At 46.1% G+C, this 13,029-nt stretch carries 15 protein-coding genes; 3 read left to right on the forward strand and 12 right to left on the reverse strand.

The features are described 5' to 3' along the window. From srlA to UCI88_RS02975, 5 genes are all read right to left on the reverse strand, one after another. Positions 1-543, reverse strand: a complete 543-nt coding sequence (gene srlA, locus UCI88_RS02955) for a PTS glucitol/sorbitol transporter subunit IIC (protein WP_044504542.1) — start codon at positions 541-543, stop codon at positions 1-3. 64 nt (positions 544-607) lie between these two features. Next, positions 608-1,006 (reverse strand): transcriptional regulator GutM, encoded by a 399-nt coding sequence (locus UCI88_RS02960; protein ID WP_044504544.1) that lies wholly within the window; start codon positions 1,004-1,006, stop codon positions 608-610. A gap of 233 nt (positions 1,007-1,239) precedes the next feature. Continuing rightward, positions 1,240-2,211, reverse strand: a complete 972-nt coding sequence (locus tag UCI88_RS02965; RefSeq protein WP_044504545.1) for a sugar-binding transcriptional regulator — start codon at positions 2,209-2,211, stop codon at positions 1,240-1,242. Between the two features lie 166 nt (positions 2,212-2,377). After that, positions 2,378-2,899, reverse strand: coding sequence for a YjbQ family protein (locus UCI88_RS02970; protein WP_256179742.1), 522 nt, complete (start codon positions 2,897-2,899; stop codon positions 2,378-2,380). A gap of 1 nt (position 2,900) precedes the next feature. Continuing rightward, positions 2,901-3,605 (reverse strand): triose-phosphate isomerase, encoded by a 705-nt coding sequence (locus UCI88_RS02975; protein WP_256179741.1) that lies wholly within the window; start codon positions 3,603-3,605, stop codon positions 2,901-2,903. Positions 3,606-3,791: 186 nt separating this feature from the next. Here UCI88_RS02975 and UCI88_RS02980 point away from each other — a divergent pair, with 186 nt between their 5' ends. From UCI88_RS02980 to UCI88_RS02990, 3 genes are all read left to right on the forward strand, one after another. Beyond that, the gene (locus tag UCI88_RS02980) at positions 3,792-4,514 is read left to right on the forward strand and encodes a GntR family transcriptional regulator (protein WP_044504548.1); all 723 of its coding nucleotides are present in this window, start codon (positions 3,792-3,794) and stop codon (positions 4,512-4,514) included. Positions 4,515-4,608: 94 nt separating this feature from the next. Then, positions 4,609-5,463, forward strand: a complete 855-nt coding sequence (locus UCI88_RS02985; protein ID WP_256179740.1) for a class II fructose-bisphosphate aldolase — start codon at positions 4,609-4,611, stop codon at positions 5,461-5,463. Between the two features lie 17 nt (positions 5,464-5,480). Continuing rightward, on the forward strand, positions 5,481-6,038 hold the full coding sequence (locus tag UCI88_RS02990) for a D-sedoheptulose-7-phosphate isomerase (RefSeq protein WP_044504550.1): 558 nt from the start codon (positions 5,481-5,483) through the stop codon (positions 6,036-6,038). 116 nt (positions 6,039-6,154) lie between these two features. Here the strand turns inward: UCI88_RS02990 and phoU are convergent, their stop codons facing one another. From phoU to UCI88_RS03025, 7 genes are all read right to left on the reverse strand, one after another. Further along, a complete protein-coding gene (gene phoU / locus UCI88_RS02995; protein WP_044504552.1) occupies positions 6,155-6,805 on the reverse strand; it encodes a phosphate signaling complex protein PhoU in 651 nt (216 codons plus the stop codon). 17 nt (positions 6,806-6,822) lie between these two features. Further along, the gene (gene pstB, locus UCI88_RS03000) at positions 6,823-7,680 is read right to left on the reverse strand and encodes a phosphate ABC transporter ATP-binding protein PstB (RefSeq protein WP_044504553.1); all 858 of its coding nucleotides are present in this window, start codon (positions 7,678-7,680) and stop codon (positions 6,823-6,825) included. Further along, positions 7,680-8,558, reverse strand: a complete 879-nt coding sequence (pstA, locus tag UCI88_RS03005) for a phosphate ABC transporter permease PstA (RefSeq protein WP_044504554.1) — start codon at positions 8,556-8,558, stop codon at positions 7,680-7,682. The genes pstB and pstA overlap by 1 nt, the downstream gene beginning before the upstream one ends. A 1-nt stretch (position 8,559) precedes the next feature. After that, positions 8,560-9,483 (reverse strand): phosphate ABC transporter permease subunit PstC, encoded by a 924-nt coding sequence (gene pstC / locus UCI88_RS03010; RefSeq protein WP_044504555.1) that lies wholly within the window; start codon positions 9,481-9,483, stop codon positions 8,560-8,562. Positions 9,484-9,501: 18 nt separating this feature from the next. Continuing rightward, positions 9,502-10,383, reverse strand: coding sequence for a phosphate ABC transporter substrate-binding protein (locus UCI88_RS03015; protein ID WP_044504557.1), 882 nt, complete (start codon positions 10,381-10,383; stop codon positions 9,502-9,504). Positions 10,384-10,526: 143 nt separating this feature from the next. Then, positions 10,527-12,227: a sensor histidine kinase gene (locus tag UCI88_RS03020; RefSeq protein WP_330023992.1), complete on the reverse strand. Its 1,701-nt coding sequence runs from the start codon at positions 12,225-12,227 to the stop codon at positions 10,527-10,529. Continuing rightward, complete coding sequence (locus tag UCI88_RS03025) at positions 12,224-12,907, reverse strand: response regulator transcription factor (RefSeq protein WP_044504559.1); 684 nt, start codon at positions 12,905-12,907, stop codon at positions 12,224-12,226. Before UCI88_RS03025 ends, UCI88_RS03020 begins: the two co-directional genes overlap by 4 nt. Between the last annotated feature and the right edge of the window lie 122 nt (positions 12,908-13,029).

Here is a 13,029-nt window from a genome sequence, read left to right on the forward strand (position 1 = left end):
TTATTCACCTCCGACAGCTTTTTTCTTCTGCTGACTATTGTACATATAGCTGTAAATCCGTTCGGTAATGACCCCTCGAATAAAAATGACGACAATACCGACTAAAAAGTAACGAACCGCTAAATCCCCCAACGACAGTCCCTGCTGCGTTAATCCGGCTGCAATCCCCATGTAGACGAACAATTCTGCGGGATTTGCATGCGGGAATAGGCCGGTTACCGGATGTATAAAGCTTACAGTTGTATCATAGAAAGCCGGTTTATATTTTTCTTTTACAAACCGTCCCAACGTATAGCACATCGGATTTCCCAAAAATACAACCGCTAAAATCGGCAAAATCGTGTATCGAGTAATCATATATTTCGTCGATTTTTCGGCTAGCCGATTGACTTTGTCTTCCCCGATCAACTTAATCAAAGAGTTGAACGCTGTCATCATAACGATAACCAGCGGGATGATCCCTGCAACCCATCCGGCAAAAATTGTCGCACCGGATTTAAATAATTCAATAAACGCATTTGCAAACCAAGCAATTGATTCCATAAAAGCCACCTTTCTTTCTCAAAATACTATCCGTTCAGTTAATCTTTCCGAATCCCAGCGGCAATCACACCTCCTGGCAGCCGGGCAATCCCAATCGCTCTTCTAAAACATCAAGAGCTTGTATATACCCTTTATAGAGATTTTGTTTGCGCTTCGATAAGTTCATGTATTCTTGCTTCAATTGAGAGATATGTTTTCCAACAATCCCTTTTTCTTTTTTGAAATGACTGAAGATGGTCATCCCCTTCATGATTTCCGAATCGATAATCATGCCTTCGTTATCACAGGCTATGATGATGACATAACCGGGACCTAACTTTCCTCGTCGTCCTCCGATTCCGACATTGCCTTGTCGGTGCAGACGCCGTATCGCCTTATGATAAGCTCGAACTTGTAACCTCATACCGATGAGCTGCATTAAGACCAGTAGGAAAAAAATTCCAAAGATCGTATAGATGTCCATTATTGCCTCCTTTACATAGGATCTTTCGTTTGATTAATTATCATCTCGTTAATGATAATATATCATTTATTTTTAATTTTTACAATATCTTCGAATAGAACATATGTAAAAATGTAAACAATGGAGGATTATTTTTACATATGTTCAGATTAGGAAATATTAAAATAAAAAGCCAGGGTATCACTTGTCAGAAAAATTCATCCTTCAAGTCATATCCTGGCTTCCTTATTATTTTATTCACTGATTTCCAACAATCGTTGAGCGCAATCAATATCCGTAATCAAGACGTTGATGTATTTTCCCCGAATAGCTCCGAGAACAGCCGCAGCCTTTTGCGGCCCGCTGGCAACCCCTACGCGATACGGCACTTCGTTCAGCTCCTCGATCGATATACCTGAAACGCGGCTGTTAAATTCGTCAAAGGGCTCCATATTTCCATTGATATCAAAAAACCGGAGGGCAATGTCTCCGACTGCACCATTTTCGGTAAAAGTCTGGAGAATCCTTTTATCGACATATCCGGTTCTTAAAATAGTCGAATTCTGCGTATTGGGAATGCCGATGCCCATAATGACCAAATTCAGTTTCTTATATAGCTGAGTCACGTGACGAATGGTCTGTTCCTGCAAAAAGCCTTGAAGAACTTCTTTCTGTGAAAATACAGCCGGTGAAAAAAACTGTATGCATTTCCCTCCAAAGAGTGATGCAAAGCGTTGTGTCAAATAATTAGAATGTATTTCTAAGAGGCTGTCGCCGATGCCGCCTAAAATGGGAATAAAGGTACAGGGGATTTTTTCACTGATAAAGTAGTCCGTCCGCACGATGTTCTGAATGGCAAACCCCATAGAGACCCCGACATAATCTCCCTCATGCAAAACACGTTCCATATAGTGGAGCGTCCCTCGCCCCAACTCAGAATTAATCGGTTTACTTCCCCCGACCAGCGGACTCGACGGCACAATGTTAACTTCTTGCAGCTGAAACCGCTCTTCTATATCTCGTTCCAGTTTTCCATACATGACGTTCTCCGGATTCTTCAGCTCGATTTGCACGATCCCCAATTCTTTGCCACGATTGAGCATCCGAGAAACAGTAGGTCTGGAAATGCCTAACTGATTGCAAATCTGCTGTTGACTCTTATTGTCCTGATAGTATAAGTAACAACATTTGTAAATGAGCCGTACGTCATCAATTAGTTTTTTCATACGCACCAAAATCCTTTGCAAGTGATTCACACACCTAAAAATCATAACCCATATATATTTTTATTATATACGAAATCCTCTAAAAAATGGATAAAAAAAACATCTCATTAATTTTGCCGACAAATTGCCAGCAAAAACAACGAGATGTTTCTAACCAAACGTATGCTTACTCTCCCATGACGACAATGTGGCACTTTCTCGTCCGACTCCGTGTGCGGTCAAAATCGACGAAGTAGACATATCCCGTCGTGCCGACGCCCAGTTTCCCCTGGTCAACTAAAAAGGTTTCACTCGAGCCGATCAAAGTCGCTTTCAAATGAGCATCCCCATTCAGCAGCGCCGTCCGATCGCCGTTCGGCAAGTAGGCCTCCGCATCCGGCCAGGATGCAACAGCCTGATAGTGCTTTTCTCCTGGATAGCGATATTGACCTTCCTTCAATTCATCGGGAATCAGCTTTTTCAATATATCGTTCAAATCAAGCTGCAAAAATTCGGTTCCCTTTTCATCCGTATCATGGACATATTCTTCAAAAAATACAGCACAAGTCGTATGCGGTGAAATAATCGTGCAAGTCCCTTCCTGAATGCCGCTATCGGCAATAGCCGCCTTTACTTCATCCGTAATATTAATAAAAGTCGGTTCGCCGCCATTAGATTGAAGCTTAATCGTCGTCTTGTATACACTCATTTTATACAGCCCCCTTTTCCTTTTTATCACGATTGGCTTGTACAATAGCCTTTGTCATTTCTTCTACACGTACAGCCGGATCCGGCGCATTTAAAATACCACTGGTCGCACCGGTGCCCTCAGCCCCTAGGAAAATGACGCGATAACAATCTTCTGCCGTCGTAATACCGGAAGCAATCATGACAGCAATATCCGGATTTACGGCCTTGATTTTACTGCAAGAATCAAAAATGTAGTTGTCCCCGGCTGTTTCTCCCGTTCCAATCAAATCGGTCGGTTCACACAGCAGTATATCAGGATTGAATCGTGCGAGGGCTTCACCTTCCGTAACGGAATCTGCACAGACAATCGTCAATAATCCTAATTCCTTCGCCCGCTGAACAGCCGCATACAGTTCATGAACGGTCAACGGATTTTCTGCATGGTTCAAAACAACAGCACCTGCACCGGCAGCTTTCAGTGATTCGGGGAGTACATGCCCCATACCTCGTCCCGGTTTTAAGGATTCCATATGCTGAGCTGTAACAATAATGTGTTTCGTATGCTCCTTAATATAACGGATATCCGAAAAAGGGCAGGAAAAGAACATCGTTAAGCCGTACTTTTCAGCAATCACATCAGTCGCCTTGGCCAGTGCTAAAGATTCATCGCCATATAAATAAGATTTAGGGTTCACTAACAGAAAGGGATATAAACTTTTTTCCATGAAGAGCACCTCCTATTTTTTTACCTTTGGTAATTTAAATATACCAAAGGATAAAAAATAAATCAAGGTTTAAAAAAAGTAATTTTAATATCACCAGTGGCTATCTATTTTCCCTACATCCATGGTAAAATAAATGTAATACGTAGCATCAGACTATATTCATCATTCGATAATAGAGGAAAATCCATGAAAAAAGAATTACTTCACACGCAAATACAGAAAAGATTAAAGGAAAAATTCGATGAACTTCCGTATATGTCCCCATTGACTAGTGAAAGAGAGCTTTGTCAAGAATATCAAGTAAGCCGACCAACAATTCGAAAAGCCTTAGCTGCCATGGAAGAAAATGGCCAAATTATCCGTATTCCGGGAAAAGGCTCCTTTTACATCGGCAATAAAATCCCTATAGACTATTCTAATGAAAAAAGACACGGCTTCGGATTGTCTCAAACCCTGATGTCCGTTGGTAAAGTCACGCACAGCCGTGTTTTGCAGCAAGTTATCGAAATTGCCGATGAAGATATTGCCGGCCATCTTCATATAGAACCGGGCGATCTCGTCTTTCACCTACAGCGTCTTCGGTATGTAAATAACGAATTATACTCCTTATCTAATGACTACCTTCCACTGGCATTGTGCCCATCATTAATGGAAATCGACTTTTCTAAAAATTCACTGATGCAGACCCTTCAGAAGAATCAAATTCATCCGAGGCGAACAGACAACATTATCGAATTCTCCAAAGCGGATTCTCAAACGGCCGCTTATTTACGCTTAAAGAAAGGAGCCCCTGTTTCAGTAACACGCATCACCATTTATGATGATAAAAATAAAATCATACAATATGCCATTTCACGATCGGATGCCTATAAAAGCCGCTTCCACGTCATATCTACACTGACAGACTGATTCACATATTTCAAATCCCATATTGACATATTACCACTGGTAAATTATTATATAGACAAATGGTTATATATTGTTCAATAGTGAGGTGGCTTATATGTTAACAAGTGCTAAAGAAATACTTACCCACGCTAAGGAAAAAAAATATGGCGTCGTTGCTCCTGATTTATGGGATTTAAATACAGGACGTGACTATGTGCAAGTCGCAGCAGAGTTAAACGCTCCTCTTATCTTGTCTTTTGCCGAAGCACATCAACACTTAATCTCCCTGGAAGAAGCTGCTGCCATTGGCAACTATCTAGTATCTTCCGTCAAGATTCCCATAGCGCTTCACCTAGATCATGGTACTGACTTTGAATATATCAAAAAAGCCATCAGTCTGGGATTTAATTCAGTTATGATTGACGCTTCCATGCACAGCTTTGAAGAAAATGTGCGCCGTACAAAAGAAGTCGTCGATTATGCGCACGCACACAACGTATCCGTTGAAGCAGAAATCGGCCATGTCGGCGGAACAACCGAAACCTTGGTAGAACAAGCATCAGGAGAATCAGTCTACACCACCGTCGAAGAAGCTGCCGCTTTCATTGAACAAACCCATGCCGATTCCTTGGCCGTGTCCATAGGAACTTCCCATGGCGTATATAAAAATCAAAAAAATCCAACGTTAAACTTTGAACGGCTTCATGAATTAGCCACAGCCGTTCCGGTACCCCTAGTCCTTCATGGCGGATCCGGAACCGGTGATGATAACCTAAAAAAATGCGTCGCCGGAGGCATCACTAAAGTAAACGTTTTTACCGAATTCACCACAGCCGCTTTAACCGGAGCCCAGAATGCTATTGCTGAAGGCAATCTGAAAAGTTTCATGCGCGTACAGGAACTGGCTGATACGGAAGTAAAAAAAGTACTCCACCACTATATTAAATTATTGACGTTGAAAGAAATCTAGAATAAAGAGGTACCTTCGTGGACTTAATCAAAGAACGGATATGTGAACATGCAGCAATATTAAATCAAGTTCATAACTTAATCCCGCAAATAGAAGCAGCAGGAAACATCATCACAAAAGCCATTCAACAAGGCAACAAAATCATCTTTTGCGGTAACGGAGGCAGTGCTGCTGATGCCCAGCATTTAGCGGCCGAAATCGTAGGACGCTTTCAGAAAGAACGCCAGGCATTACCGGCACTCGCATTGACAGTCGATACCTCAGCACTGACAGCAATTTCTAATGATTACGGCTTTGAAAATGTTTTTAAAAGACAGCTGGAAGGCCTTGGAAGAAAGAACGATGTCCTTATCGGAATCTCTACCTCGGGCAATAGTATAGACGTAATTCGAGCTGTAGAATACGCAAACCAACATGAAATCGTCACAATTGGTTTCACCGGAAATGGCGGAGGCGCATTAAAAGACATGTGTGATATTTCGATTGACATTCCCAGCAAAAAAACTACACACACTCAAGAAATGCATATTATGATTGGTCATATTTTATGTGAAATAGCCGAACTCGCCTATTGAGACAAATTTCAAAAACTTCAATTTACAAAGGCCATCCAAAAGGAAAAAAAGAATCCCCCATAAGGCACTACGAACGTGCCTTATGGGGGATTCTTGCTTATCAAAATCCGTATCTCTTAGATTCGAATTTCGTTGGTATCGCGATAGATGAGCCATTCAGCAATGTTGTTTGCATGGTCAGCCATTCGTTCGATGTACTTAATAACCAAGACTAAGTCGATGTAATCTTTGGAATTTTCCGGATGCTTGGTCATTTCGGCCGACAGGTCGAGCATCAGGTTGTTGAAAGCCTGGTCGACGATATCGTCTTTATCCCGCATGAATTCTGCCTGGGACGACGTGCCGCGTTCTTTGTAGAAGTCGATGACGTCACTGACCATAGAGGACATGACACCGTACATTTCCTTTACGCCTGCCGGCAAGGGTACGTCATGGTTAGTCTGTTTCAAGTGGATGACGTAGTGGCTGATATCAGCGCAATGATCGGCAATGCGTTCTAAGTCGGAGAGGATTTTCAGCGTCGCCATCAAGCTCCGATAATCAGCCGCCACGGGACCTTGCATCAAACTAATCGTCAAGTCTTTTTTCATGCACGATTTGACCAGTTCATCGATGGCATCGTCGCCATCGAAGATACGCTGAGCCAATTCGACATCTTTGCGTTCCAAGGCCTTCCACGTGCTTTCTACGGCCTGTTCTACTTTCATGCCCAAGCCGATCATATCCTGCTTCAGCTCGGCCAATTCTTTTTCATAAATTTCCAGCATAAGTCCCTTTCCTCCTCTTAGCCGAAACGGCCGGTAATATATTCTTCTGTCTTGGGATTCGACGGATTGGTGAACATATCCAGTGTATTATCGTACTCAATAAGTTCCCCTAAGAGGAAGAATGCCGTTTTATCAGAAATACGGCGAGCTTGCTGCATGCTGTGGGTAACGATGACAATGGTATATTTTTCTTTTAATTCCAAGGCCAGATCTTCGATTTTCTGCGTCGAAATCGGGTCCAAAGCCGAAGTCGGTTCGTCCATGAGGATGACCGACGGATCTGCCGCCAAGGTACGGGCGATGCACAGACGCTGCTGCTGACCGCCGGACAAGCCGAGGGCGCTCTTATTAAGACGGTCCTTCATTTCATCCCAGCAGGCAGCCTGGCGCAGGCTTCTTTCAACGATTTCATCGAGTTTCTTCTTATCGTTGATGCCCTGGACGCGGGGACCGTAGGCAATGTTTTCATAAACGCTCTTCGGGAACGGCGTCGGCTGCTGGAAAACCATGCCGACACGGTAGCGAAGGGCCAAGGGATCGACTTCTTTGAAGATATCCTGACCTTCAAAGCGGATGTCGCCGGTGACACGGCAGCCTTCAACCCAGTCGTTCATACGATTCAAGGTTTTGAGAAAGGTCGATTTCCCGCAGCCCGAAGGGCCGATGAGAGCCGTGATTTCATTTTTACGGATTTTCATGTTGATGTCTTTTAATGCCTGGTACTCATCGTAGAAGAGATCCATGTTGCTGACATCAAAGGTGTATTCCGCTGCACCGGTCGTGCTCTGTGCGCCGTCCTGTACAGCGTCAGCAGCCTGTTTCTTTTCAATAGTAGCTGCCGAAAAACCCGTCAGGGTCGTAGTAATTTCTGACATTAGTTGTTTCCTCCCATTTTCTTATCGATTCGATAGCTTAAATAGCGTGCCAGTAAGCTGAAGACCAAGACCATGATCATCAGGATTGCAGAAGATGCCGCAGCCTGCTGCGCTGCATCAGGATGAAGGGCTTCCGTACGCAGAGCCCAGATGTGCAGGGCCAAGGTTTCGCCGGGACGGAAGGGGTTAAGAGGACTCGACTTGGTCGTAATATCCCAGTTGGTCCAGTCAATATCCGTCGACATACCGGCGGTGAACATCAAAGCAGCAGCTTCACCGAAACCACGGCCGGCAGCCATGATAAGGCCAGTCATGATACGGGGGAAGCAGGCCGGCAAGAGAACGTGCCAAATGGTCTGCCAATGGGAGGCGCCGAGGCCCAAACTGCCGTTGCGGTAGCTCGGCGGCAAGTTGCGCAGAGCATCTTCTGTAACCGACGTAACCAAGGGCAAGGTCAGAATGGATACGGCCAAAGCACCGGCCATGAGGTTCCACTGGGAACCGGTCATGACGATGAAGACCAAGTAACCGAACAAGCCGACGACGATAGACGGCAGGGATGCCAAGGTTTCAACAGCCATGCGGACCCAATGGGTAATGCGTCCTTTTTTCGCGTATTCAGCCAGGAAGATACCTGCAGGAATACCGATAATCGCACTGGCAACCAAGGCTAATACGACTAAATAGATCGTATTAAAGAACATGTTTCCTAAGCCGGCACCGGTAAAGGATAAGAGTTGCGGTGTCATGCCGCTTACGCCGCTGACGACGACGTACAGAACGAAGGCAATCAGCAATACGACAGCAAAGGCTGCGCCACACGTAAAAAGTGCGGTCATCATTTTATCTTTACTTTTTTTGGTTTCAATACTTGTCATATTAACTCCGTCCTCCTTTTAATTCGGAAGCGGCATTGATCTGGTGGATAATAAAAATGAACAGGAACGACAACAGGAACAAGAGCAAGGCCATCGTCCACAATGCGGCATTGTATTCGCCGCCTTCCATCGCGCCCCCCATATCCGCAGAGATTGCCGTCGTAAGCGTGCTGGCCGGCAGGAACAAGGACGTCGGGAAGACTTTCATCTGACCGATAACCATAGCAACAGCCAAGGCTTCGCCCAAGGCACGGGCCAGGCCCAGGATAATGCCGGTGAAAATACCGCTCTTAGCCGCAGGAAGTACGACGTGAGCAATCGTTTCCCAGCGAGTCGCGCCGAGGCCGTAAGAAGCTTCGCGCCACGATTTGGGAACAGCCGCCATCGCGTCGGCAGACATCGTCGTAATCGTCGGGAAAATCATGACGGCCAAGACGATACCGGCAGCTAAGACAGAAAAGCCAAACGGCATGGGGAATATATGGCGCAGGGCCGGAATGAGCACTGTCATGCCGACAAAGCCATAAACAACAGAAGGAATGCCCGTAAATAATTCGATAGCCGGCTGAATCAGGCGGCGCCGCTGGGGCGTCGCGATTTCAGTCATATAAATTGACGAGGCCAGGCTGAAGGGCAAGGAAATAAGTAACGCCAACAGACACGTAACCAGTGAACCTGCCAAGAACATAGCAGCCCCGATTTGACCGCCGCCTTCGGCCGTATCGCTCGGTTTCCATTGACCGGAAAAGAGAAATTCAGTTACGCTGTGGCCAAAAGTGAAAAACGTATCTGTACCTTTAACAAAGAGAAAAGCGCCAATGAGAAGCGGCACCAGTGCCATACCGATGCCGCAAATGGTGATGAACGTTTTGGCTGCTTTCTCGTTACGATGGGCCCTTTGGACCACCGTTTCGATTGCATTCATACCCGTTCCTCCAATAAATTAATGAACTTCTTTCGTCTGCATCTTCGAGCTTACGCCGTAGCCAAGTTCTTCGATACGTTTGCCGTATTCGGCACCTGTGATGTATTCGATGAAAGCTTTAACAGCCGGTTTCGGATCTTTGCTCGTGTAGATATGTTCGTAGCCCCATACGCTGTATTTACCGTTGTAGGTATTTTCCAAAGTAGGTTCTACGCCATCGATGGAAACGACGCCGACGGAATCATTGTTCAGCAAGTACGGCAATGCGACATAGCCGATAGCACCGGGGTTCTGGGAAACGCTCTGAATAAGAATGCCGGAGTTATCCGTTTCAAGGGATTTGTTATCGGCTTCTTCAGCACCGTTGATAGCATATTTCTGGAAGAGTGCACGAGTACCGGAGGTCTTCGGACGCGTTACCAATACGATCGGCATATCCTGACCGCCAACATCTTTCCAGTTCGTAACTTTAGCCGTGAAGATGTCCTGCAGCTGCTGACGCGTCAAGTTTTTAACGCCTACGTCTTTATTGATGATCGTAGCAACGGTCATAACAGCGACTTTATGGTCTTCCAATTTGTCGGCTTTTTCTTTATCGAGTTTCGTTTCGGCCGGTACGTCGGAGTTCCCCATATCAACAGAACCATCAGAAACCTGTTTCAGACCCGTACCGGAACCGCCGGCATTGAGGGTAATGGTGACGTCTTTGTTCGTTGCCTTGAATTTTTCAGCTGCGTCTTTAACTAAAGGCAGCAAGGCCGAAGAACCAGAGCCAGTAATACTTCCGGAAACGCTCGCTTGTTTGGACGAATCACTACTCTGCTGCTGACTTCCGCAACCAGCGACGCCAATAGCCATAGTGGCTGCCAAAGCGATGAGAACTAATTTTTTCAACTTCATAACGAAATCCTCTCCTTTAAATAAAAGAATCTGAAAGATGTTCCTGATTCTGAATACAGTCTTATCCTATCAACAGGATGTAAGGTTTGGATGTATGTATTGTAAAATATTGTAAAAAAATCACCACTCCCCGCCAGGCCTGATCAGGCCTGGAAGGTAATGGTGATTTCAGTTCCTTCGTTTTCTTTACTGGTAAGGGCAATCGTGCCGTGATGCTGTTCGACAATGTGTTTGACGATGGCAAGACCCAAACCGGTACCCTTGATTTTCTGAGAGCGACTGGAGTCAGCACGGTAAAAGCGTTCGAAGACTCGCTTCTGCTTATCTTCCGGAATGCCGATGCCCGTGTCGCGAACAATCAAAACGGCACGGTGACCGTCATGACGGACGGTAACGTAAACGTGACCGCCCGGGCGGTTGTACTTCACGGCATTGTCGAGGAGGTTCATAATGAGTTCCCGGCACAGGCCGCGGTCGCCGAGGATCGTCGTATCATCCATCGTACAATGGATGGTTACCTTTTTCTCCATGAGGACCGGTTCCATAAATTCGACGATTTCTTGAATAAGTTCGCGAAGGTCTACGTCTTCCATCTTTATCTGGCGTTTACCATCTTCGATGCGGGCCAGGTGCATGATTTCTTCAATCATCTGCAAGAGGCGCAGGGCTTCTTTGCGAATGAGGGTACCAAAATGGACGATATCGTCCTTATTAGTACAGATCCCCGTCGACAGCACTTCGGCAAAGCCGCTGATCGACGTGAGAGGTGTCTTTAATTCATGGGATACATTGGACGTAAATTCCCGCCGCAGCTGTTCCCGCCGTTCTTGTTCCGTCACGTCGTCGACGATAAACAGCATCCCATAAAAATCATCATCTTTATAGACCGGCTGAATCGTCAAGAGATAATGGCGGTCCGCTCGGATCAATTTTTCTTCGCAGACCCCTTCCAAATGCTGCAAGTGGCTCCACGGCGCATCGGGCATGAGTTCCTTTAAGTTGCGCTGCAGCAGCGCCTGGGTATGATCGGCGCCTAAAAAGTGAGCAGCCCTCAGATTGAGACCGGCAATGCCGTACGATTTGTCGGTCAGGATGACGCCTTCCTGAAGGTTTTCCATGATAAGGCGCATCATGTTCCGCTGCTGCTCCAAACTTCGCAAGTTGTCGGTAATGGTCTGACTTTGGAAGAAGATCTTATCGACCAAGGGCTGCAGCTCATGATCGACCGACGGCGGTTCCGTCATCTTAACGTTAACATCATTGATTTGGCGAATAAAAAGTGCCGTCTGCCGCAAAGGACTGAGAAGACTGGCTGTCAGAATACGCGACGCTCTGACACAGGCCAGGGCCGACAGACCTAAGAGAAGCAGAGTCCAAGGAAGGAGGTTCAAGAAGTGGGCATAAAAAGTATCCCGCTCGAGACTGACCCGTAAAATCGTTCCGTCAGGCAATCGCTTGGCATAGTAGTACAAGGCCTTGGAAACGGTCTGCGAATCGCGGACGGCCATGCCTTCCCCATTGGCAATAGCGGCTCTTACCTCAGGACGTTCTAAATGATTTTCCATGACGCCCTTATCATAATCTGATTCAAAGAGGACGACACCATACGTACTGATCCAGGTAATGCGCAGGCCGTCATTATTATGAAAGCCCATTTTTTGCAGGTACAGCGTCGTATCATTGCCTTCTTCAATCGTCGTTTCCACGACATTCATCGTCATTTCCAATTCCTGCTGGATTTGGCGTTGCGTAGAGTTCCAAAAAAACCAAGTCGATATGAGCAGCGTGACGGCCATGCAGGCCAGCCCCATGACCAGCAGGCTGGCGTAGACCTTACGCTTCATAGGCCGCCTCCGATGACATAGCCTACGCCGCGAACGGTATGGATGATCTTGCCGCCGTCCCCGAGTTTCTGCCGCAGGCTCTTGATATGCATGTCGATGGTCCGGCTTTCCCCTTCATAGGTAAAGCCCCAAACGGCTTCCATGATCTGTTCTCGTTTCAAAACGATGTCCGTATTGACCAAAAGGTACCTGAGAAGTTCAAACTCCTTAACGGTCAGATGACAGGGCTTCCCGTCGACGGAAACGGTATGTTTTTCCTGATCGAGGGTCACCAAGCCATAGGTATAGACGTTGGTTTCCGTACTCTGTCGTGTCGACCGGCGCAGGACGGCGCGGATACGGGAAATGAGCTCGACGATTCCAAAGGGTTTGCAGACGTAGTCATCGGCACCGCCGTCAAGGCCTTTGACGATATCATATTCGCTGGTCTTGGCCGTCAGCATAATGACCGGCAGAGACTTATACTGCGGCGATTTATGCAGTTTGTCGAGGATGTCATTGCCGCTTTCACCGGGCATCATGATATCGAGCAGCAACAGGGCCGGCATCCGATTTTCAAGAGCCGGCCAAAATTCCCGGCTGTCGGCAAAGGTTTCTACCTCAAAATCCTGGCTGCGCAGGGCATAACCGACGAGTTCACGGATATTTTCATCATCTTCCACACAGTAAATCAAAGGCATAGGAACACATTCCTTTCATAAAAACAATAAGGCTATTTTATACTTATTATAACCTAATCGCGAGAAAATCGGCTGTAAAATTACCGTAAAACTACAAATAAAGGGACTGCCTTCATCGGACA

The sequence above is a fragment of the Megasphaera massiliensis genome (assembly GCF_036305205.1).
Classification (GTDB): Bacteria; Bacillota; Negativicutes; order Veillonellales; family Megasphaeraceae; genus Megasphaera; species Megasphaera massiliensis.